This is a genomic window from Kosakonia oryzendophytica (genome assembly GCF_900094925.1).
Classification (GTDB): Bacteria; Pseudomonadota; Gammaproteobacteria; order Enterobacterales; family Enterobacteriaceae; genus Kosakonia; species Kosakonia oryzendophytica.
Genome location: NZ_FMAY01000006.1, coordinates 21,034 through 42,824, shown reverse-complemented (window position 1 = coordinate 42,824; position 21,791 = coordinate 21,034). Strand labels below are relative to the sequence as shown.

Below are 21,791 nucleotides of genomic sequence, written 5' to 3'. Positions count from 1 at the left end.
CGCATAGCCGCGTAGTTATCCGGTGAATGGCTGAAGGGTCGACAATGTGATGGTATGATAAGTACTATTCGTGTCTGGGATTGTCTCAGCGCTTCATTTTCAAAGGTACAGTTATGATCATCGTTACCGGCGGCGCGGGTTTTATCGGCAGCAATATCGTCAAAGCCCTGAATGATAAAGGCATCACTGATATTCTGGTGGTGGATAACCTGAAAGACGGCACCAAATTCGTCAATCTCGTTGACCTGCACATTGCCGACTACATGGATAAAGAAGACTTTCTGATCCAGATTATGTCTGGCGAAGAGTTTGGCGATATTGAAGCGGTGTTCCACGAAGGTGCATGTTCCTCCACCACGGAGTGGGACGGTAAGTACATGATGGATAACAACTATCAGTACTCCAAAGAACTGCTGCACTACTGCCTGGAGCGCGAAATTCCGTTCCTGTACGCGTCTTCCGCTGCGACTTACGGCGGCCGTACATCTGACTTTATCGAATCCCGTGAATATGAGAAGCCACTCAACGTCTACGGCTATTCAAAACTGCTGTTCGATGAGTACGTGCGCGCCATCCTGCCCGAAGCGAACTCACAAATCGTCGGCTTCCGCTACTTCAACGTCTACGGCCCGCGTGAAGGCCACAAAGGCAGCATGGCGAGTGTCGCGTTCCACCTCAATACCCAACTGAACAATGGTGAAAGCCCGAAACTGTTTGAAGGTAGCGATAACTTTAAACGTGACTTCGTCTACGTGGGCGATGTCGCAGCAGTGAACCTGTGGTTTTTGGAAAATGGCGTTTCCGGCATTTTCAACCTCGGCACCGGGCGTGCGGAGTCCTTCCAGGCTGTTGCCGACGCCACGCTGGCCTTCCACAAAAAAGGCAGCATCGAATACATTCCATTCCCTGACAAACTGAAAGGCCGCTACCAGGCGTTTACTCAGGCTGACCTGAGCAACCTGCGCGCAGCAGGCTACGATAAGCCGTTCAAAACCGTCGCCGAAGGCGTAACCGAATATATGGAATGGCTGAACCGCGACGCGTAAGTATGAAAATTCTGGTGATTGGCCCGTCATGGGTGGGCGACATGATGATGTCGCAGAGTCTCTATCGCACGCTCAAAGCGCGCTTTCCCCAGGCAGTAATTGACGTGATGGCACCCGCGTGGTGCCGTCCGCTTTTATCGCGTATGCCGGAAGTGAATGAAGCAATCCCTATGCCGTTGGGGCATGGCGCGCTGGAAATTGGCGCCCGTCGTAAGCTCGGTCATAGCCTGCGCGAGCGTCGCTACGATCGCGCTTACGTATTGCCGAATTCGTTTAAATCTGCGCTGGTGCCCTTTTTTGCCGCGATCCCGCACCGCACCGGCTGGCGCGGTGAAATGCGTTACGGCCTGCTCAACGATGCCCGCGTACTGGACAAGCAAGCCTGGCCGCTGATGGTGGAACGGTATGTTGCGCTGGCCTACGACAAAGGGGTGATGCGCTCGGCAAAAGATTTGCCGCAACCGCTGCTGTGGCCGCAGTTGCAGGTCAACGACGGTGAGAAGTCGCAAGTCTGTGCGGTCTTCGACATTTCCTCTGAACGCCCAATCATTGGTTTTTGCCCCGGCGCTGAGTTTGGCCCCGCCAAACGCTGGCCGCATTATCACTATGCTGAACTGGCGAAACAGCTGATTGATGAAGGCTATCAGGTCGTCCTGTTCGGCTCGGCAAAAGATCACGAGGCCGGCAATGAGATCCTCGCAGCCCTGAGTACGGAACAGCAGGCGTGGTGCCGTAATCTGGCAGGAGAAACCCAGCTGGAACAAGCGGTTGTGCTGATTGCTGCCTGTAAAGCAGTGGTCAGTAACGACTCCGGCCTGATGCATGTCGCCGCCGCGCTCAATCGCCCGCTGGTGGCGCTATACGGCCCAAGCAGTCCGGATTTCACACCGCCGCTGTCGCACAAAGCGCGGGTGATCCGCCTGATTTCAGGCTATCACAAGGTACGTAAAGGCGATGCCGCTGAAGGTTATCACCAGAGCCTTATCGATATTACGCCAGAGCGCGTACTGGAAGAGTTAAATAGCCTGTTGCTGGACGCGGAAGGATAACCAATGCGGGTACTGATCGTTAAAACCTCCTCAATGGGAGATGTGCTGCATACTTTGCCCGCGCTGACCGATGCTATGCAGGCGATACCCGGCATTCGTTTTGATTGGGTGGTGGAAGAGGGGTTTGCTCAAATTCCGACCTGGCATACCGCCGTTGAACGGGTGATCCCCGTGGCGATTCGCCGCTGGCGCAAAGCCTGGTTTTCCGCACCGGTCAAATCGGAGCGCAAAGCGTTCCGTGAGGCCGTGCAACAGCAACACTATGATGCGATCATCGATGCCCAGGGGCTGGTAAAAAGCGCCGCACTGGTCACAAGGCTGGCGCGGGGCATCAAACACGGCATGGACTGGCAAACCGCGCGTGAGCCGTTGGCAAGCCTGTTCTACAATCGTCGCCACCATATTGCCAGGCAACAGCACGCGGTGGAGCGCACCCGTGAGCTGTTTGCGAAAAGCCTCGGTTACGCCAAACCACAGACGCAGGGCGATTACGCGATTGCGCAGCATTTTGCCGTCGGGAACGCCGCACGATCGCCTTACGCTGTCTTTTTACACGCTACGACCCGCGACGATAAACACTGGCCGGAAACCCACTGGCGTACCCTGCTCTCTCTGCTGGCTGACAGCGGATTGCACATCAAATTACCCTGGGGGGCTCCCCATGAGGAAGAAAGGGCCAAACGGCTGGCCGAGGGGTTAGACTTTGTTGAAGTCCTGCCGCGCATGAGCCTTGAAAATGTTGCGAGAGAACTCGCAGGAGCACGGTTTGTGGTATCAGTGGATACAGGGTTAAGCCATCTTACGGCGGCTCTGGGTCGGCCCAACCTGACACTGTACGGCCCTACTGACCCGGGGTTGATTGGCGGTTATGGTAAAAACCAACATACTGTTTTGCCTGACAGCGGGAACGCGATGGAGAACATTCCGCCAGAGAAAGTTTTCGCCTTGATTAAGACACAGGTATCAGATTAATGGGTTCACTCTTTAAACAAATATACCGATACACGCGTCCACGTACCTTCCGGCATAACGAAAGTCTCTGGCCATATACTCAAATTGAAAGAGCGGACACCGGTGAAATCGCACGTTTGCGCTACAAAGGGCGCGAGGTGGCTATTGTGAACCTCAGCGCGCTTAAAGACAGCGCCGAAGGCACAGTGTTGCTCACGGCAACCGGACCTTCAACTCAGTCTATCGATTTCAGCAAACTGCCGCGTACCATCCCTGTTATGGGAGTCAATGGCGCCTGGTTCCTTTCTGGTAAGGTCACATTTTCACTGTATGTGATTGTGGATATGGAGTTTTTTGACCGCCGACAGGATGTCATCCGCTCAGTCATTGCTGATCCCAACATCCTCTTATTCACCACCATGCATGGGATTGCGAAAATACTGGATCGCCATGCAGCAGATTTGCGCTGCCGTTTAGCCTTAATTGAGGATGCCTGCTACAAAATCTATCAGCCGAAGGTGGCCGATGCGTTGAAATGGGAAACGTACAAATCTGTTCCCACCGCATCTTTTTGCGAAACCCGCCAGGATATCTGTTTCAGTACCGATATTCGCCACGGGATATTCGACGCAGGTACGGTAGCGTATTGGGCGTTACAAATTCTCTTCTATCTTGGGTTTAACAGGATTGTTATCACGGGTCTGGATATGAGTAATTTTAACCAGCCGAGATTTTATGAAACATCAGACAGCAAGCTTCCTTCCTATCTCGAGGAAAAGGTTGATAACGTTGTAATGCCATCCTTTGCACATGCGGCAACGGTGATGAAAAAGAACCACATAGAAATTGTAAATCTTTCTCCGGAAAGTGCTATTCCTGACACAATATTCCACAAGGTTGCGTTTGATGAATATTTTGACCTTTAGTGAGACATCGCGCAAAGCATATGCTTTCGTGTTTCCACTGTTTTTATTTTTTAGCGCTATTTTCTGTATGTCCACCAGGACGAATAATCTCTTCCATATCTCTTTCGCGCTGTTTATTTTTTCACTGTTCTACAAAGAGAATTTTCTTCAATTTGTTGAAAAAACGAAAAAAAAGCGACTAACCTTCATTTTGGTCGCATTGATGGGAGTGTATTATGCTGCAACCAATATTTGGGGTAACACGCTTTACAACCTGGGATCAGTGCTGACGCATACTCTCTATATTGTGGTCTACCTACTGCTCCTGACGACGCTGCTGGAAGAACCGAAAACCCGGCATATTGCACTGGCCAGCATTGTTGCCGGTGTTACCGTATTGTCGGTTTATACGCTGGCGACGGATTATTCGTTAGTGGCGAACTTACGCCAGGTTTCGCTTTCCAATCCGGGCCCGCAGAATGTTATTGATTTAGCGGGTTATTGCGGTATTGGGATCTTGCTCTCCTGCATGTTGCTGAAAGAAAAAGGGCAGCAATTTTATTATATCCCTATCATCATCATGCTTATTATGATGATCATCACCCAAAGCCGTGGCCCTATTCTGGCCCTGCTTATTGCGTTTATTTTTACGCTGCACCGAAGTGTATTAACGCGCAGAAATATCACTATCAGTCTTATTATTGCTCTTATTTTATTAGCAATGGCGGTGTTAACACCGGTAGGCGCCATGCTAATGGAACGGTTTGAAGTGTTGGGAACGCAAAGCGGTTTACGTCTGAGTATCTGGCACCATACCCTGGAAGAGCTTTCTGGCCATCCCTGGTTGGGACGCGGCTTCGATTACCAGCTTGATTTCATCAACTACAGTGGTGAGCACATCACAACCACCCACAGTATTTATCTGGGAGCATTGTTAAAAGGCGGTATTGTTGGATTTACGCTGCTTATGGCAGTGATCTGCTCAGGCATGTGGCGGGCACTGAAAAAATTCCGCGAAAATAATCGCTATGATGTCGCCCTGTTTATTTATGCGCTGATTTTTATGTCTTCACAGGGAATGTTCATTATCAACAACCCGCGCGAATCCTGGGTGCTCTTCTGGTTGCCCCTCGGCCTTGTCATCAGCAGAAGTTTGAAAAAACAATCATAAAAAAGGCCCATCAGGGCTTTTTTTATTGCAAGTCAGACAGCCGCTGCTTCACCGCCTTAACTAAATCGTTAACAGGCATCGCAGAGATAAAATCCGTGTCACAGATGATCTGCTGGGCCTTTGCGTAGTTGGGTGCCCAAATTTTATAGCCTGGCAAACCGGTGTCTTTCAGCTTCCGTTTGTTATAAACCGCAATCAGCGGCTTATCCAGAGCGCGGGAAATATGCACAATGGAGGTATCCGGCGTGATCACCAAATCGCTACAGCGAACGATCTCCACAGCGGAGTTAATGGTACTGTTCTCCACCACGATCACATTTTCCAGCGCCAGGCTGGCTATCTTCGCGCTCTGCCCAATCATGATGACGGTTACAGGAAAAGGCAGCGAATGTAGCGCGTCAATGAGTTCCACCACCTGCTCGCGACTGAAATCTTTATCTTCCGATCCGGTGAAGGGATTGATCGCGACGTAGCGCGTATCGTCTGTTTTATCCCCCAACAAACGTCGCAACTTATCGTGTTCCTGTTGATTAAACGGAACATGGTAGTGGTAGTGCGCATCGGCGATACCAAACAGGTTGAGTACGGCTTTGTAACGCTCGGTCACATGTTTGTTTTCGTCGAAAAAAGGGATCGACTGGTCAAACAGCTTATAGCTATCTTTGTTAAAACCAATGACACACGGCACACCGAGATCGGCATGCAGTTTAAAACGCTCATAGGACACCACATCGTCAAAATCGATAACCGCATCAAACTGCACAGATTTCAATTCGTCAAGCGCCATGCGCGGGCGATGAAGGTGAATATTCTCCAGGTACTCAGAGCCACTCAGGATCTGTTTGCACAACGGGCCAGTGAGCACCGAAACCCGGTACCCCTTTTCGGCCAGCGCCTTGGCGCATCCGGTGGTGATGACCATATCGCCAATTTTGTCATCCAGCCTCAGGAGCAATACGTTCTTGATGCGATGAGGCTGAAAGGCCTCCCGCGCGGCTTTATGGCGGTAGCGCCGATTGATTAAATGGAGCTTGATAGAGCGAAAAAAAGCGTTCTTCCGGCGCGTCAACTTTTTAATCATGTTCATTGTGCATAACTCATCGATAAACGCTTATTTCTCGGCGACTTTATATTGATAATATTCCGCAAGCGTCATGCCCTGCGTTTTAGGTGCCAGCCAGGCGAAGAACGCGTCCAGATCCTCATATAAACGCTCAATATCGTGCTCGTTTTTAAAAGTGGGACTGCCGCCAGGCATATACTCGGACGAGTGCAGCATATACTCAACATAATCATTACCCTGCGACAGCGTCTGCTCAACCACACGCTTCATGGTGTCGTTATTGCCACCCATAGGGCGCAGCCAGTGTACTGACGGGCTACGCACCTTCCCGCGCAGGCGATCGTAACCCTGCTTGATGCTATTCATCAGCGCCGAATGCTTATGCTGGATGCTCATTGGCACTTCCAGCAGAGAAGAGTTCCCTTCACGGCGGATATCGTTCTCATCCAGAAAATAGGCGCGTTGAGGGAAATCGCGATAATCGGTACCACCCATACCATGTGGCGCGCCTTTCGCCGGTTGCCAGTTCACTTTCGGTGTCACCGAGCAATCCACCTGATAGCCATGCTCCAACAATAAGCGCGCATAACGCTCATCAAATGCCCAACGTCCCGCACGGTGACTGACCATTTTCGTCTGGAAGGTCTCTTCCAGCAGTTGCGTCATATAGCTGACTTTGTCGCGCATTACCGCATCAGAATACTCAATCAGGTAAGGCTTATAACGCCAGTCATCATCGGTTAACGGTGCCGTCGGCGGGCTGTTCCACGCATGAAGATGCATACCGATTTCCGCCGTTCCTCTGGCAATCACATCTTTTGCAAATTCAATGTAGGCAGGGTCAATGGCCATCTCATAGTTGGTGAGATATACGGGTTTGAAACCATATTTTTCACAAAGCTGCTGAAAACGCGGCAAGTACTTCGCATTTTCAGTCGTGATACTGTCGTGCTTCTGCCAGAGGTTATCTCCCTCAGTATCGATGGTGATAAGAAATGCAGGTTTGTGCACAGTGTTTTCCTCAGGACAGGTATGTGGCGCCATGGTAGAGCAATACAATGCTTCTCTCAATCAGTCTGATAACCTAGAATCACAAGCCTGTAATGTGATGAAGAAGACTTTATGACGTCCGACACCCGACTTCCTGAGCCTACTGCGCCCGCGCGAATACTGGTTATAAAACTGCGCCATCATGGCGATATGTTATTAACCACCCCGCTGATTCTGGCTCTCAGGCAACGCTTTCCGACCGCGCAGATCGATGTTCTGCTCTATGAAGAGACACGGGAAATGCTGTCCGCCAATCCGGATATTCACAGTATTTATGGCATCGATCGCAAATGGAAAAAGCAGGGGGTGCTTCATCAACTCAAAATGGAAGCCGGGCTACTTTGCACGCTGCGCAAGCAGAAGTACGACTTAGTGCTAAACCTCGCCGATCAATGGCGCAGCGCCATCTGTACGCGCCTTACCGGCGCCAGAAAGCGCGTTGGTTTTGCGTTCCCTAAACGTCGTCATCCTTTCTGGGCATTCTGTCACACTGATTTGGCCTCCACTCAGGCTCACAACACACAGCACACCGTTGAGCAGAATCTTTCCATCCTGAGCGCCATCGGCGAGGCCGTCCATGACGTCCCGGCGAAAATGAGTTACACCGATCAGGACTGGCAAGTATGCCGGTCGCTTTTGCCGCCAGATTTTCAGGAAAGTTATGTGGTTATCCAACCCACTTCACGCTGGTTCTATAAATGCTGGCGTGAGGGCAATATCAGCGCAGTCATGGATGCGCTCTCCGCTGCGGGTCACAAAATCGTGCTGACGTCCGGCCCCGATGCAAAAGAGAAAAAAATGGTCGAAACCATTATTGCCGGCTGTCCCGATGCACAATTCCACTCTCTGGCCGGGCAACTCACATTACGCCAGCTTGCAGCATTGATCGACCATGCGCGGTTGTTTATCGGTGTGGATTCCGTACCCATGCATATGGCTGCGGCGCTTGGTACGCCGCTTGTGGCGCTGTTCGGCCCTTCGAAACTGGTTTTCTGGCGTCCCTGGCAGGCGAAAGGTGAAGTCATTTGGGCTGGAGATTACGGCCCGCTCCCCGATCCGGACGATATCGACACGCACACCGACGAGCGTTATCTGGACGCGATCCCCGTAGATGCAGTGATTAGCGCAGCGAAAAGGTTACTGGCATGAGTACGTTCCGACTGGCGCTGGTCAGGCAAAAATACCGCCCCGATGGCGGCGCTGAACGCTTTGTATCCCGCGCGCTGGAAGCGCTGGATAACAGCAACCTTGAGCTCAACGTCATTACTCGCGAATGGCAAGGCCCGGTCAAACCGGACTGGCGCATTCACATTTGCGATCCGAAAAAATGGGGACGGATCAGCCGCGAGCGCGGTTTCGCTCTCGCCGCTCGCGATTTATGGCAACGCGAACACTTTGACTTAGTACAGAGTCACGAACGCATTGCCGGCTGTGACTTATACCGGGCAGGAGACGGGGTGCACCGCCGCTGGCTGTTACAACGGTCGCGCATAATCCCTGGCTGGAAAAAGCGCTTTCTGTTTGCCGACCGCTATCACCGCTATGTGATGCAGGCGGAAAAAGAGATGTATCAGCATCCCAGTCTGCGTGCCGTCATCTGCAACGCAGAAATGGTGAAACAAGAGATCATCGAAGATTTCGCCTTCCCGGCGGACAAGATCCATGTGATTTATAATGCTGTCGATCACCGCCATTTCACCCCACCGGATGCCAACACCCTTATACAGCTACGTGAGCAATGGCGAATTCCGGTTGAGGCCACCTGCTTTGTTTATGTCGGTTCCGGGTTTGAGCGAAAAGGGCTGGATGCGGCAATCCGTGCGGTTGCGCCCACAACCTGCCATCTTTTGGTCGTTGGTAAAGATAAAGATCAGAAACGCTATCAGACGCTGGCACAAACGCTAAAGTGCGCCGAGCGCGTGCACTTTTTTGGTATGCAACCGGAGACGCTGCCCTTTTACCAAATGGCCGATGGCTTACTGCTGCCCACGCTGTACGATCCCTTTCCGAATGTGATTCTTGAAGCAATGGCCTGCGGGCTACCGGTGATCACCACACACGGTTGCGGCGGTGCGGAATTTATTGAGCAAGGGCGAAACGGATACGTCTGCGATGCGCTGGATATCCGTCGTTTGCAGGACGCCGTAATGGCCTTACCCACGCGCGCGCTCAACTCAGCCGAAGGCGAAAACGCCCGGTCGCGTATTATGCAGTGCACCAACGAAAACTTATCCGCACAACTGCTTTCCCTCTATCAACACCTGGTGAAATAATCATGCGCATTCTATTTATTATTGATGGACTGCCTGGCGGCGGCGCAGAGAAAGTGGTGCTTACGCTGGCGGAACAGTTATTGCGCGAGGGCGAACATGTTTCGCTCTTTTCGCTACGCGATGTCTGTGAATACCCGCTTCCGGAGGGATTACATTACCAGGTTATTACCGATCATTGTCGTAAACCCTGGCGTAAATTAACGGAATTGAGCCGCCGGGCACGGCAATTGGATAAGACCATTCATCTTGCCGAAAAAACGGGGCATTTTGATCTGGTACTGTCGAATCTACATAAAACCGATCGGATAGTTTTCCGTAGCCAGGCGTTGAAAAATCATAACCTGTGGTTCTGCCTGCATGGCATGTTTTCGACATCCTACCTCGGCCATCGCACCGGTTTTGACCGCTGGCTTAAACAGCAGAAAATTAAACGGGTGTACCAGAACCGTAATATCGTTGCTGTTTCAGAAGCCGTGGGTAAGGATCTGGTCGAGCAGTTTGCGCTGACACCAGCCCAACTGAAAACCATATATAACCCATTCGATATTGCCGCACTACGGGCAGGAGCAGAAGCGCCATGCGAAATGGCGGGCACGGACTATATCATTCACGTAGGGCGTTTCCATCCGGCCAAACGGCACGATCGCCTGATTGAGGCGTATGCACAAAGCGGCATCCAGGCGCCGTTGGTGTTGCTGGGGCAGGGTACTCCGCAGCAAGAGCAGCGGTTACGTCAGTTAGCCGCTGCATCGGGCGTTGGTAACAGGGTAATATTTAAAGGCTTTCAGCCCAACCCGCTTCCCTGGATCAAGCACGCAAAAATGCTGGTGCTCAGCTCAGACAGCGAGGGTTTCGGCAATGTCATTGTAGAAGCATTATTGCTCAACACACCGGTCGTCAGCACTCGCTGCCCGGGCGGCGTGAGCGAGATCCTCACCGGTGCGCTGGCGGCGGGTCTGGCGGAGCTGAACAGCAGAGCGCTGGCTCAAACAATGCAAAGCATTTACCATAACCCGCCTGTAATAGAAGCATCCGCGCTGGAAAAATTCGGCGTAGAAACTATTTGCCAGCAGTATCGTCAGTTGCGCAGCGCCTGACGCACAATGAACACCAGGACACGATAGCGGACCATCTATGAGTCAGTCTCCTTTACTTAGCATCGTCGTTGCCGTTTATAACGGCGAAAAATTCCTCGATCAGTTTTTTGAAAGCATTGAGCAGCAGCAACTAAACAGTTATGAACTCATTCTGGTGAATGACGGCTCCACCGACGGGAGCCTGGCCGTGATTGATAACTGGAAAGAGAGATTGCAAAACGTCCAGCTTATTCAACAGACTAATCAGGGCGTATCCGTGGCGCGCAACAGCGGATTGGCTGTCGCCACCGGTAAATATCTGACGTTTCCAGATATTGACGACAAAATTTACCCCGGCATGTACAACACACTGCTCAATATGGCGGAAACGGGAAACCTGGACGTCGCAACCTGTAATGGCCGCTACGTCTATGAAAAAAGAAAAGATGTGCACCCAATTTTTCCACCGGAGCGACTCGCCTCAACAGGCGTCATTGCGGGCCATATCTGGCTTAAACAGGCGCTTGATTCACGTAAATTCCTGCATGTTACCTGGCTGAATATATATCGTCGTGCGTTTATCCAGCAGCATGCCTTTCATTTCGAACCGGGTCTACGTCACCAGGACATTCCCTGGACCACGGAAGTCCTGCTGGCAGCTGAGCGCGTGCAATACACCAGCGAGCAGTTCTACGATTATTACATTCACTCTGAATCAGTGTCGCACAAACCCGATAATGACGACACGTTAATGCGCTCAGCGCGCCATTATATGAAAATTCTCGAAATGCTTGAGGCAATCAATCAGCGCTATGCGGCTAAAGCAAAACAGATTTCTGCCTGCCGCTGGCAAATCGCTAAAGAAGGTCTTGGCATTATCCATACCTTTGATTGCATGAAAGATGAAGAGAAGAAGCGCATAATTATTAACGAGTTTTTCGATCGCGGTATCTGGCGGCTGATCTGGAAGAATGCCTGTACACTGCGTTTACGCTGGCGCCTGGGCCGACGTTATTTCCGCCTCAAGCCTTATCGCCATGCCTGATAGCTTCTCTTGCAGGCACGCCAAAGGTATAGCTTTAACGTGCCTAAATGCTTAGAATTTGCCCGCCGAATCTCAAAAAAACGGATAGTCGCTTGGAATTGTTGTATACCACCCTGCTCTACGTCATTCAGCCTCTGGTGTGGTTGCGATTATTACTTCGCAGCCGCAAGGCCCCTGCTTACCGTAAACGCTGGGCCGAGCGTTATGGATTCTGTCGTAACAAAGTGAAGCCGGACGGTATTTTGTTGCATTCTGTATCCGTTGGCGAAACGCTGGCGGCGATCCCGCTGGTGCGAGCCTTGCGTCATCGCTATCCTTCACTGCCCATCACTGTCACCACCATGACGCCAACCGGTTCAGAACGCGTGATGTCGGCGTTTGGTAAAGATGTTCATCACGTCTATTTGCCCTATGACCTGCCCTGCGCCATGAACCGTTTCTTTAACACCGTTCGCCCGAAGCTGGTGATCGTGATGGAGACGGAACTGTGGCCGAATATGATTTCCGCGCTCAACACCCGGAAAATCCCGCTGGTGATCGCCAATGCGCGCCTGTCGGAGCGGTCAGCGAAAGGGTATGGGAAACTGGGGAAATTTATGCGCCGCCTGCTGAGCAAAATCACGCTCATTGCCGCGCAAAATCAGGAAGATGGCGATCGTTTTCTGCAACTCGGGCTGAAACGCAATCAACTGACGGTGACCGGCAGTTTGAAATTCGATATTTCGGTAACGCCGGAACTTGCCGCGCGCGCGGTTACCCTGCGTCGCCAGTGGGCGCCGCGCCGTAAAGTGTGGATTGCCACCAGCACACACGATGGCGAAGAGGCCATTATTTTACAGGCACACCGCAAACTTCTGGAGAGTTTCCCGGATTTGCTGCTGATTCTGGTTCCGCGTCATCCGGAACGTTTCCCGGACGCCCGCAATATGACGCAAAAATCCGGGTTCAGTTACACCTTGCGCAGTACGGGCGAAATCCCTTCCGGCAGTACCCAAGTGGTGATTGGCGATACCATGGGTGAATTGATGCTGCTGTACGGCATTGCCGACCTGGCCTTTGTTGGCGGCAGTCTGGTGGAGCGCGGTGGCCATAACCCACTGGAGCCCGCAGCGCATGCTATTCCGGTGCTGATGGGGCCGCACACCTTTAATTTCAAAGATATCTGCGCGCGTTTGCAGGAAGCGGAAGGGCTGATTACCGTCACCGATGCGGATTCGCTGGTGAAAGAGGTGTCGACGCTGCTAACTGATGAAGACTATCGTTTATGGTACGGGCGCCATGCAGTGGAAGTGCTGCACCAGAACCAGGGGGCACTGGCGCGCCTGCTGCAACTCCTGCAACCGTATTTGCCTCAGCGGAGCCATTAATGTCCAGACGTTTGTCGGTGGTGATGATCGCCAAAAACGCGGCGGATCTGCTGCCGGATTGCCTGGCGTCCGTCGCCTGGGCAGATGAAATTGTAGTACTGGATTCCGGTAGTGAGGATGACACCGTCGGCATTGCCACCCGCGCCGGTGCAAAAGTCTTTAGCAGTGCTGAATGGCCCGGTTATGGCATTCAGCGCCAGCGGGCACAGCGCTATGCCAACGGCGATTATATCCTGATGATCGACACCGATGAGCGCGTCACACCGGAACTGGCGCAGACACTGCGTGCCGTGCTTGATGCACCGCAACCGGGCGCGGTTTACAGCATCGCCCGTCGAAACTATTTTCTCGGTCGCTTTATGCGCCACAGTGGCTGGTATCCCGATCGCGTAACGCGTTTGTATGAGCGCGAGCGCTACCAGTACAACGATAATCTTGTGCATGAGTCGCTGGAAGCGCCACAGGCGCAGGTGATTGCGCTGAGTGGGGATTTGCTGCATCTGACCTGCCGGGATTTCTTCAGTTTCCAGCGCAAACAGCTCAATTACGCGGCTGCGTGGGCGCAGGAGCGCCATCAACGCGGAAAAAAAACCTCGCTTCCGGGAATTTTCGCCCATACTTTGGGCGCCTTTTGCAAAACCCTGCTGTTACGCGGCGGCGTGTTTGATGGCAAACAAGGCTGGCTGCTGGCGGTGGTTAACGCGCAGTATACTTTCAATAAATACACCGGGCTGTGGGCACTGAACCACGGTTATTCAGAGAAAGAATAAGCGATGAGCACAAAAGCGATTTATCCCGGGACCTTTGATCCTATTACCAACGGGCATATTGATATTGTTGCCCGCGCCGCCGTGATGTTTGACGAGGTGGTATTAGCGATTGCCGCCAGCCCGAGCAAAAAACCGATGTTTAATCTGGATGAGCGCGTGGCACTGGCGCAGTCAGCCACGGCGCATCTGCCAAATGTTAAGGTTGTCGGATTCAGCGATTTAATGGCGAATTTTGCCCGCACTCAGCAGGCTAATATTTTGATTCGCGGTCTGCGCGCGGTGGCGGATTTTGAATATGAGATGCAGCTTGCGCATATGAATCGCCACCTGATGCCGGAGCTGGAGAGCGTGTTTTTGATGCCGTCGAAAGAGTGGTCATTTATCTCCTCGACACTGGTTAAAGAAGTGGCACGCCACCATGGCGATGTCACGCACTTCCTGCCAACCAATGTGCATCAGGCGCTGCTGGAAAAGCTGAAGTAAGCGGCCTACCTGTCCGGCCTGCGGAAATTGCAGGCCCGGTAAGCGTGCCGTCACCAGGCGCAAAAAATGCCGGATTTATTTCTGGCAACGACGACAATAAAACGTTGAACGCTGTGCGTGCTTAGTCGCAACGATTGGCGTACCGCATACGCGACAAGGCTCACCTTCCCGCCCGTACACCTGCAATTCCTGCGCAAAATAGCCCGGTTTCCCGTCGCTTTGCAAAAAGTCTTTCAGCGTGGTTCCACCCTGCTCAATGGATCGCAGCAAAACGGCTTTGATCACGCGCACCAGGATTTCACACTCCTGCGCCGAAAGTGATGAAGCAAGGCGATCGGGGTGGATCCCTGCGGCAAACAGCGATTCGCTGGCGTAGATGTTGCCAACACCCACCACCAGCTTGTTATCCATTAGCCAGGGTTTGATAGCGGTTTTTTTCTTCGCACATCTCTGTTGAAGATAGCTGGCGTTAAACGCCTCACTTAACGGCTCCGGCCCGAGATGCGCCAGTACGTTGTGGCCCTCAAGCTCTTTCGTCCACAGCCACGCGCCAAAACGGCGAGGATCGGTGTAACGCAGTACTTTGCCATTACTCATCACCAAATCGACGTGGTCGTGTTTCTCTGCCGGTAATTCGTAGGGAAGAATGCGCAGGCTACCGGACATACCAAGATGGATGATGATCCAGCCGTCCGGTAGCTCCAGCAGCAGATATTTGGCGCGGCGCTGAACGCTGAGCACACGTTTATCGCTCAGGCTGTGGATCTCTTCAGAAACCGGCCAGCGTAATCGCCCGTTGCGTACCACCGCATGAAGAATGGTTTCACCTACCAAATGCGGTTCTATGCCACGACGGCTGGTTTCGACTTCGGGTAATTCAGGCATCTCGTCTCCGGCTTGCGGGTTATCAGAAATGCAAAAACCCCGACAATGCGGGGTTTTTGTTCAAGAAAACTAAAATTATTTAATTTTAGCTTCTTTGTACAGCACGTGCTGGCGGACAACTGGATCGAATTTTTTCAGTTCCAGTTTTTCCGGCTTAGTACGTTTGTTCTTCGTGGTGGTGTAGAAGTGACCAGTACCAGCGGAAGAAACCAGCTTGATTTTCTCACGAATACCTTTAGCCATGATTTATATCCTCTAAGTACTTAGTACTTTTCGCCACGGGCACGCAGTTCAGACAGAACTGTATCGATGCCTTTCTTATCAATTACACGCATACCTTTAGCAGATACGCGCAGGGTGACAAAACGCTTCTCGCTCTCAACCCAGAAACGGTGAGAGTGCAGGTTCGGCAGGAAACGGCGTTTAGTCGCGTTCAGTGCGTGGGAACGGTTGTTACCGGTCACCGGACGCTTGCCAGTAACTTGGCAGACTCGGGACATGTCTATTCTCCAAAAATCAAATTAGCTCGAGCTTCGTATGGGGTATCGGCGCCTCGTCAGGCTTTACAGCCCGGTCATCGCAGTTCAATGTGAACTCTCGATTGCCAGGCCCAAATGCCAAACCCGAGATTCTCAAAGGTGGCGTAGTATACGCTGAGTCGGCGGTGTGCTCAAGTCCCGAACAGACAAAGATCCCGATGGATCGCGCAAAGTGGTCTAAATCCAGCCACGCTCTGCAAACGAAACGCTCTCTCCACGCCCGATAACAAGGTGATCAAGCACTCGTATGCCCATGAACTGGCAGCATTTTACCACGCGTTCGGTGATCTGCTTATCCGCTTTACTTGGCTCAGCATTACCTGAGGGGTGATTATGCGCGAGGATCACGCCCGCTGCATTCACTTTTAACGCTTCGCGGACAATTTCTCGCGGGTGTACCTCTACGTTATTGATGGTACCGCTGAACAAACGACTGTGCTTCAGTATCCGGTTTTGGTTATCCAGAAAGATCACCATGAAGATCTCGCGCTCTTCGCTCATCAACTGGCTTTGCAGGAACTCCCGCGCCATTTCCGGGCTTAAGAGCGAACTCTCCTCCAACAAACGCGCATTGTAATAGCGCCGGGCCAGCTCGCCGATCCCTCTCAACTGCGCATACTTGGCAAGGCCAATACCTTGTATATCCTTAAAATCCTCAAGGCTGGAAGAGAGCAGCGCATACAGCGAGCCAAAATGCGTTAGCATTTCCCGGGCGATGGTGAGTACGCACTTTTCTGGCGTACCGGTACGTAAGAACAGCGCTAATAACTCAATATCTGTCAGCGACTCAATGCCGTATTTCAGCATTTTTTCCCGCGGTTTCAGGGGGGTAAAAACAATATCCATGTACTTTCCTCCATCTCTCGCGCTCATGCTGCCATACTGCATTCCACCACATCGACTGCGGATTGCTTACCCTGCGTCGCGCCTCGCAAAGTGGTTGGCGGGCAAAAGCACGACAACATCAGGATTGTGATAAAATGCCCAGCTTCTGGTGAAATCCAACAGGAAAGAATCATGATGAGTCTGGCGGGTAAAAAAATTGTCCTCGGCGTAAGCGGCGGCATCGCAGCCTATAAAGCGCCTGAGCTGGTGCGCCGTTTGCGCGATCGCGGCGCGGAAGTCCGCGTCGCAATGACCGAGGCCGCCAAAGCCTTTATTACGCCAATGAGCCTGCAGGCCGTGTCCGGGCACCCGGTTTCCGACAGCCTGTTGGATCCTGCGGCAGAAGCGGCAATGGGCCATATTGAACTGGGGAAATGGGCTGATTTGGTGATCCTGGCACCCGCGACCGCCGACTTAATCGCCCGCGTTGCCGCCGGGATGGCCAACGACCTGGTCTCTACTATTTGCCTTGCTACGCCATCGCCCGTCGCGGTGGTGCCAGCCATGAACCAGCAGATGTATCGCGCCGCCGCTACTCAGCATAATTTGCAAGTGCTTGCCTCGCGCGGGCTACTGTTATGGGGACCAGACAGCGGCAGTCAGGCCTGCGGAGACGTTGGCCCCGGCCGGATGCTGGATCCGCTGACGATTGTCGATCTGGCGGCCGCACATTTCTCGCCAGTCAAAGATCTGCAACATCTGAACATCATGATTACCGCCGGTCCAACGCGTGAACCGCTGGATCCAGTGCGCTATATCACCAATCTCAGCTCCGGGAAGATGGGCTTCGCCATCGCCGCTGCCGCCGCCAGCCGTGGCGCGAAGGTGACGCTGGTTTCCGGCCCGGTTTCATTGCCTACACCGGCTTTCGTACAACGTGTGGATGTCACCACCGCGCTGGAGATGGAAGCCGCTGTGCAAAAAGGCGTGCAACAGCAGCATATTTTTATCGGCTGCGCCGCCGTTGCGGATTATCGTGCCGCGAGCATTGCTGAAGAAAAGATCAAAAAGCAAGGCGATGAAATCACGATAAAAATGATAAAAAACCCGGATATTGTAGCGGGTGTCGCCGCGCTCTCCACCAACCGGCCTTATGTCGTTGGGTTTGCCGCCGAAACAAATAATGTGGAAGAATATGCCCGGCAAAAACGCGCCCGCAAAAACCTCGATTTAATTTGCGCTAACGATGTTTCGCAATCCGATCAAGGCTTTAATAGCGACAGCAACGCATTACACCTTTTCTGGCAGGAGGGCGACAAACGCTTACCGCTGGAACGCAAGGAACTTCTGGGACACCTATTACTGGACGAGATCGTTACCCGTTATGATGAAAAAAATCGACGTTAAGATTCTGGACCCGCGCGTTGGCAACGAATTCCCGCTGCCGACATACGCCACCTCCGGTTCCGCCGGACTTGACCTGCGCGCCTGTCTCGACGCCGCAATTGAGCTGGCTCCGGGCGCGACAACGTTGCTGCCGACTGGTCTGGCAATCCATATTGCCGACCCGGCGCTGGCTGCAGTTATCCTGCCACGTTCAGGACTGGGTCATAAACATGGCGTAGTGCTGGGCAACCTGGTCGGGCTGATCGACTCGGATTATCAGGGCCAGTTGATGGTTTCCGTATGGAACCGCGGACACGACAGCTTTACTATCGTCCCCGGCGAACGTATTGCGCAGATGGTATTTGTACCCGTGGTGCAGGCGGAATTTAACCTGGTGGAAGACTTCGATGCGACCGAGCGCGGCGAAGGCGGCTTCGGCCATTCTGGCCGCCAGTAACGGTCTTTTTTAACGCATCACACTGCGAAATAACGCGATAACATCACCGCAAACGCGCAACGTTTGCGGTCGCTGTGTGGCTGCTCGCCTGACGAGTGCTTATTTTTCAGGGGTATTTTAGAACATGGCAGAAAAACAAACTGCGAAAAGGAATCGTCGCGAAGAAATACTTCAGTCTCTGGCGCTGATGCTGGAATCCAGCGATGGAAGCCAACGCATCACCACAGCGAAACTGGCGGCGTCCGTCGGCGTTTCTGAAGCCGCGCTGTATCGTCATTTTCCCAGTAAAACGCGCATGTTCGATAGTCTGATTGAGTTTATCGAAGATAGCCTGATTACTCGCATCAACCTGATTTTGAAGGATGAGAAAGACACAACGGCGCGCCTGCGTTTGATCGTGCTGCTGATTCTGGGGTTCGGCGAGCGCAATCCAGGTCTGACGCGCATCATGACCGGTCACGCGCTGATGTTTGAACAGGACCGTCTGCAAGGGCGTATCAACCAGCTGTTTGAGCGCATTGAAGCGCAGTTACGCCAGGTTCTGCGCGAGCGCAAAATGCGTGAAGGCGAAGGGTTCACTCACGATGAAACCCTGCTGGCGAGCCAGCTACTGGCCTTTTGCGAAGGCATGCTATCGCGCTATGTGCGTAGCGAATTTAAATACAGTCCGACCGATGACTTTGAGACCCGCTGGCCGTTGTTAGCCGCGCAATTGCAATAATCTCTCCATGCAGCCCCGTGTGGCTGCATTCTCATTTCCCCACTCTCTGTGAAAAAGCCCAACGGAATTCGTTGAGATGCCAGATGTCGCCGCATCTAACATTTCCTAACCTCCCTCTGGCAAGACAATTCCACTTAACGCAAATCATCTTAAAAATACCCTACAAATAAGGAGAGACCGGATGGCAACATCTCGTCGGGAACTGCTAAAACTCAGTGGTATCGCCACCGCGTCGTTACTACTCAGCCACAAAAGCCTCGCAGCCTGGGCCCCCTCCCCCCGCTACCCGGATCCCAGCATCGTCGCGCTGGACGACAGCTTCCGCGACTATATGGTCTCCAGTGCCAAAGTCGAGCAACTCGCTACCGGCTGCCGCTGGGCGGAAGGCCCCGTCTGGTTCGGCGATACCCGTATGTTGCTGTGGAGCGATATTCCTAACAACGCGGTGATGCGCTGGGACGAAGCAACCGGCGAGACCAGCCTCTTTCGCAAGCCCGCAAATAACGCCAACGGACACGCCCGCGACAGGCAAGGCAGGCTAATCAGCTGTGAACATGATACCCGCCGCATCACGCGAACCGAGTACGACGGCACAATCACTGTGCTGGCAGACAATTTTGAAGGAAAACCGCTGAACTCCCCCAACGATATCGCCGTGAAGTCAGATGGTTCCATCTGGTTTACCGATCCGCCATTCGGCATTGCCGGGTTCTATGAAGGGCATAAAGCCGAGTCGCAACTGCCGCAGAATGTTTATCGTCTCGATCCGGAGACACGCAAGCTGGAAGTTGTGCTGGGAGATGTCAAAGGCCCGAACGGGATCTGCTTCTCTGCCGACCAAAAAACGCTGTATGTAGTGGAGAGCCGCGCCACGCCTAATCGTTTAATTCTGGCATGGGATGTGGTGGGTAATCAGCTAAAAAATAAACGGGTGCATATCGACTGCGACAACGGAACAGCGGACGGTATCGCCATTGATGTACATGGCAACTTGTGGTGCGGCTGGGGTATGGGCACGGAAGAGCTGGACGGCGTACGCATCTTCAACCCGCAAGGCAAGGCGATTGGCATGATCCATCTGCCGGAACGCTGCGCAAATCTCTGTTTTGGTGGCGAACAACGTAACCGCCTGTTTATGGCCGCCAGCACCTCGATCTATTCACTGTATGTAAATACGCAAGGCGCGAAGCTGCTGTAACACTGACCCGGCAGGCAACCTGCCGGGCAGAGATTTAAACGCCGTACTGCTCGCGATAAGCGCGAACAGCAGCCAGGTGATCGGCCATTTCCGGCTTCTCTTCCAGATAGGCAATCAACTCTTTCAGCGTGATGATGGCGATCACTTTGCAGCCATAGTCCCGTTCAACTTCCTGGATCGCGGAGATATCCGCGCGGCCACGCTCCTGACGATCCAGCGAAATCAGCACGCCCGCCAGCGTCGCCCCGTTAGCCTGGATAATTTCCATCGACTCACGAATAGCGGTGCCTGCGGTGATCACGTCGTCCACCAGCATGACACGCCCCTGCAACGCGCTGCCAACCAGATTACCGCCTTCGCCGTGATCTTTGGCCTCTTTGCGGTTAAAGCAGTAAGGTACATCGCGCTCATGATGTTCCGCCAGCGCGACAGCGGTAGTGGTGGCGATTGGGATCCCTTTGTAAGCCGGGCCAAACAACAGGTCGAAATCAATGCCGGAATCCACCAGCGCTTCGGCGTAAAAACGCCCTAACAACGCCAGATCGCGCCCGGTATTAAATAGCCCGGCGTTGAAGAAATAGGGGCTTTTACGCCCGGATTTCAGCGTAAATTCGCCAAACTTGAGTACCTGTTTGTTAAGCGCAAATTCAATAAACTGACGCTGGTACGCTTTCATGGATCCGCTCCTCATCTCACTTTTCTACAGACAAAAAAAAGGGCGACATCGTCGCCCTTAGTAACTAGTTTGCCAGCGCCGCTTTCTGCGTCGCGATAATCGATTCGATTCCCCCTCTGGCCAATGCCAGCAGGGTAAGTAACTCTTCGTGGGAGAAGGGCTCGCCTTCTGCCGTACCCTGAACCTCAATCATGCGGCCATCTTCGGTCATCACCACATTCATATCGGTTTCGGCTGCTGAGTCTTCTACGTATTCAAGGTCACACACCGCTTCACCGTTCACGATGCCCACAGAAACTGCGGCAACCATGCCCTTCAGCGGGTTGGTTTTCAGCTTCCCGGCAGCAACCAGTTTGTTCAGCGCATCAGCCAGCGCAACACACGCACCGGTAATTGACGCGGTACGGGTACCACCATCAGCCTGAATAACATCGCAGTCGAGGGTAATAGTGAATTCGCCGAGCGCGTTTAAATCGACCGCAGCACGCAGCGCGCGGGCAATCAGGCGCTGAATTTCCATCGTGCGGCCGCCCTGTTTACCCTTTGCCGCTTCACGCGCATTACGGGTATGAGTGGAACGCGGCAACATGCCATATTCAGCTGTGATCCAGCCCTGGCCCTGACCTTTCAGAAAACGCGGAACGCCTTCTTCAATAGAGGCGGTGCACAGCACTTTGGTATCACCAAATTCAACCAGCACGGAGCCTTCTGCGTGTTTTGTGTAATTACGGGTCAGGGTAACGGGACGCACCTGAGTGGCGCTACGGCCTGCTGGACGCATGATGATTTCTCCGGCTATTCGAATGTGGCTGCGCATTATACTGGCTTACCGTGGTTATTCCTATCCTGATAAGG

General features: G+C 52.9%; 24 protein-coding genes. 16 read left to right on the top strand and 8 right to left on the bottom strand.

The features are described from left to right. Positions 1–113: 113 nt before the first annotated feature. Genes rfaD through GA0061071_RS11635 form a run of 5 tightly spaced genes read left to right on the top strand, consistent with a single transcriptional unit; the run spans position 114 to position 5,122 of the window. A complete protein-coding gene (gene rfaD, locus GA0061071_RS11655) occupies positions 114–1,046 on the top strand; it encodes an ADP-glyceromanno-heptose 6-epimerase (RefSeq protein WP_061492515.1) in 933 nt (310 codons plus the stop codon). Positions 1,047–1,048: 2 nt separating this feature from the next. Then, on the top strand, positions 1,049–2,095 hold the full coding sequence (gene rfaF / locus GA0061071_RS11650) for an ADP-heptose--LPS heptosyltransferase RfaF (protein WP_088238264.1): 1,047 nt from the start codon (positions 1,049–1,051) through the stop codon (positions 2,093–2,095). Between the two features lie 3 nt (positions 2,096–2,098). Then, on the top strand, positions 2,099–3,067 hold the full coding sequence (rfaC, locus tag GA0061071_RS11645) for a lipopolysaccharide heptosyltransferase RfaC (RefSeq protein ID WP_061492513.1): 969 nt from the start codon (positions 2,099–2,101) through the stop codon (positions 3,065–3,067). Next, positions 3,067–3,972: a hypothetical protein gene (locus GA0061071_RS11640; protein WP_061492512.1), complete on the top strand. Its 906-nt coding sequence runs from the start codon at positions 3,067–3,069 to the stop codon at positions 3,970–3,972. Before rfaC ends, GA0061071_RS11640 begins: the two co-directional genes overlap by 1 nt. Continuing rightward, positions 3,953–5,122, top strand: coding sequence for an O-antigen ligase family protein (locus GA0061071_RS11635; protein WP_061492511.1), 1,170 nt, complete (start codon positions 3,953–3,955; stop codon positions 5,120–5,122). The genes GA0061071_RS11640 and GA0061071_RS11635 overlap by 20 nt, the downstream gene beginning before the upstream one ends. 22 nt (positions 5,123–5,144) lie before the next feature. Here GA0061071_RS11635 and GA0061071_RS11630 read toward each other — a convergent pair whose 3' ends face one another. After that, on the bottom strand, positions 5,145–6,209 hold the full coding sequence (locus tag GA0061071_RS11630; protein ID WP_061492510.1) for a glycosyltransferase family 9 protein: 1,065 nt from the start codon (positions 6,207–6,209) through the stop codon (positions 5,145–5,147). 24 nt (positions 6,210–6,233) lie between these two features. Then, entirely contained in the window at positions 6,234–7,196 is a 963-nt protein-coding gene (locus tag GA0061071_RS11625) for a polysaccharide deacetylase family protein (RefSeq protein WP_061492509.1), read from the bottom strand. 111 nt (positions 7,197–7,307) lie between these two features. On the opposite strand from GA0061071_RS11625, the gene rfaQ reads away from it, so the two are divergent. From rfaQ to coaD, 7 genes are all read left to right on the top strand, one after another. Beyond that, positions 7,308–8,384 (top strand): putative lipopolysaccharide heptosyltransferase III, encoded by a 1,077-nt coding sequence (rfaQ, locus tag GA0061071_RS11620; RefSeq protein WP_061492508.1) that lies wholly within the window; start codon positions 7,308–7,310, stop codon positions 8,382–8,384. Continuing rightward, positions 8,381–9,508, top strand: a complete 1,128-nt coding sequence (locus GA0061071_RS11615; protein WP_088238263.1) for a glycosyltransferase family 4 protein — start codon at positions 8,381–8,383, stop codon at positions 9,506–9,508. The genes rfaQ and GA0061071_RS11615 overlap by 4 nt, the downstream gene beginning before the upstream one ends. A 2-nt stretch (positions 9,509–9,510) precedes the next feature. Further along, complete coding sequence (locus GA0061071_RS11610) at positions 9,511–10,605, top strand: glycosyltransferase (protein ID WP_088238262.1); 1,095 nt, start codon at positions 9,511–9,513, stop codon at positions 10,603–10,605. 37 nt (positions 10,606–10,642) lie between these two features. Next, the gene (locus GA0061071_RS11605; RefSeq protein WP_061492505.1) at positions 10,643–11,629 is read left to right on the top strand and encodes a glycosyltransferase; all 987 of its coding nucleotides are present in this window, start codon (positions 10,643–10,645) and stop codon (positions 11,627–11,629) included. A 92-nt stretch (positions 11,630–11,721) separates the two neighbouring features. Continuing rightward, complete coding sequence (waaA, locus tag GA0061071_RS11600) at positions 11,722–12,996, top strand: lipid IV(A) 3-deoxy-D-manno-octulosonic acid transferase (RefSeq protein ID WP_088238261.1); 1,275 nt, start codon at positions 11,722–11,724, stop codon at positions 12,994–12,996. After that, a complete protein-coding gene (locus GA0061071_RS11595) occupies positions 12,996–13,766 on the top strand; it encodes a glycosyltransferase family 2 protein (protein ID WP_088238260.1) in 771 nt (256 codons plus the stop codon). The genes waaA and GA0061071_RS11595 overlap by 1 nt, the downstream gene beginning before the upstream one ends. Before the next feature lie 3 nt (positions 13,767–13,769). Continuing rightward, complete coding sequence (gene coaD, locus GA0061071_RS11590; RefSeq protein ID WP_061492502.1) at positions 13,770–14,249, top strand: pantetheine-phosphate adenylyltransferase; 480 nt, start codon at positions 13,770–13,772, stop codon at positions 14,247–14,249. A gap of 75 nt (positions 14,250–14,324) precedes the next feature. Here coaD and mutM read toward each other — a convergent pair whose 3' ends face one another. From mutM to radC, 4 genes are all read right to left on the bottom strand, one after another. Continuing rightward, a complete protein-coding gene (gene mutM, locus GA0061071_RS11585) occupies positions 14,325–15,134 on the bottom strand; it encodes a bifunctional DNA-formamidopyrimidine glycosylase/DNA-(apurinic or apyrimidinic site) lyase (RefSeq protein ID WP_088238259.1) in 810 nt (269 codons plus the stop codon). A 75-nt stretch (positions 15,135–15,209) separates the two neighbouring features. Continuing rightward, the gene (gene rpmG / locus GA0061071_RS11580; RefSeq protein ID WP_003024094.1) at positions 15,210–15,377 is read right to left on the bottom strand and encodes a 50S ribosomal protein L33; all 168 of its coding nucleotides are present in this window, start codon (positions 15,375–15,377) and stop codon (positions 15,210–15,212) included. Positions 15,378–15,397: 20 nt separating this feature from the next. Further along, positions 15,398–15,634, bottom strand: coding sequence for a 50S ribosomal protein L28 (gene rpmB / locus GA0061071_RS11575; protein ID WP_002436699.1), 237 nt, complete (start codon positions 15,632–15,634; stop codon positions 15,398–15,400). Between the two features lie 216 nt (positions 15,635–15,850). After that, the gene (gene radC / locus GA0061071_RS11570; protein ID WP_061492500.1) at positions 15,851–16,519 is read right to left on the bottom strand and encodes a RadC family protein; all 669 of its coding nucleotides are present in this window, start codon (positions 16,517–16,519) and stop codon (positions 15,851–15,853) included. Between the two features lie 174 nt (positions 16,520–16,693). On the opposite strand from radC, the gene coaBC reads away from it, so the two are divergent. The 4 genes from coaBC (at position 16,694) to GA0061071_RS11550 (ending at position 20,260) form a co-directional block, all read left to right on the top strand. Then, on the top strand, positions 16,694–17,905 hold the full coding sequence (gene coaBC, locus GA0061071_RS11565) for a bifunctional phosphopantothenoylcysteine decarboxylase/phosphopantothenate--cysteine ligase CoaBC (RefSeq protein WP_088238375.1): 1,212 nt from the start codon (positions 16,694–16,696) through the stop codon (positions 17,903–17,905). Further along, positions 17,883–18,341: a dUTP diphosphatase gene (gene dut / locus GA0061071_RS11560; RefSeq protein WP_061492498.1), complete on the top strand. Its 459-nt coding sequence runs from the start codon at positions 17,883–17,885 to the stop codon at positions 18,339–18,341. Before coaBC ends, dut begins: the two co-directional genes overlap by 23 nt. Positions 18,342–18,465: 124 nt before the next feature. Beyond that, positions 18,466–19,062, top strand: coding sequence for a nucleoid occlusion factor SlmA (gene slmA, locus GA0061071_RS11555; protein ID WP_061492497.1), 597 nt, complete (start codon positions 18,466–18,468; stop codon positions 19,060–19,062). Positions 19,063–19,243: 181 nt separating this feature from the next. After that, positions 19,244–20,260 carry an SMP-30/gluconolactonase/LRE family protein gene (locus tag GA0061071_RS11550; RefSeq protein WP_082794118.1) on the top strand — a complete coding sequence of 339 codons (1,017 nt, stop codon included), beginning with the start codon at positions 19,244–19,246 and terminating at the stop codon, positions 20,258–20,260. A 34-nt stretch (positions 20,261–20,294) separates the two neighbouring features. Here GA0061071_RS11550 and pyrE read toward each other — a convergent pair whose 3' ends face one another. Together pyrE and rph are read right to left on the bottom strand one after the other, a co-directional pair. Further along, positions 20,295–20,936 carry an orotate phosphoribosyltransferase gene (gene pyrE / locus GA0061071_RS11545; RefSeq protein ID WP_061492496.1) on the bottom strand — a complete coding sequence of 214 codons (642 nt, stop codon included), beginning with the start codon at positions 20,934–20,936 and terminating at the stop codon, positions 20,295–20,297. A gap of 64 nt (positions 20,937–21,000) precedes the next feature. Then, entirely contained in the window at positions 21,001–21,717 is a 717-nt protein-coding gene (rph, locus tag GA0061071_RS11540; RefSeq protein ID WP_061492495.1) for a ribonuclease PH, read from the bottom strand. Positions 21,718–21,791 lie beyond the last annotated feature (74 nt).